Annotated in this window: 1 pseudogene; it reads left to right on the top strand. The window is 57.1% G+C overall.

Annotated features, from left to right (window positions below):
- Positions 1-310, top strand: a pseudogene (locus K0T92_RS24750) (hypothetical protein); the annotation flags it as partial.

Here is a 310-nt window from a genome sequence, read left to right as displayed (position 1 = left end):
TGACAGGCCTGAGTGCGAATACGAGCTACTCCTTCCGCTTGGTCATCACTGGCGGAGCGAATGCGGGGAACTCGAATGCGGTAGCGTTAACGACGCTGTCCGTCCCGGTGAGTGATTTTGCAACGACTGGTAAGACATCGACGACAGCGGACTTTGGCTGGAGCGCAGTCAGCGGAGCCACGTCGCTGGCGATTGAGCAGTCGACCGATGGAGGGACAACGTGGAGTGCAGCGACGACATCGGGTGCACTTGGTGGAAGTGATACGAGTGCAACGGTGACAGGTTTAAGTGCGAATACGAGCTATTCGTT

It is taken from the genome of Paenibacillus oenotherae (assembly GCF_019443105.1).
Taxonomy (GTDB): Bacteria; Bacillota; Bacilli; order Paenibacillales; family Paenibacillaceae; genus Paenibacillus_Z; species Paenibacillus_Z oenotherae.
The sequence above is the reverse complement of the archived record's forward strand: the minus strand, read 5'-3'. Positions and strand labels throughout refer to the sequence as shown.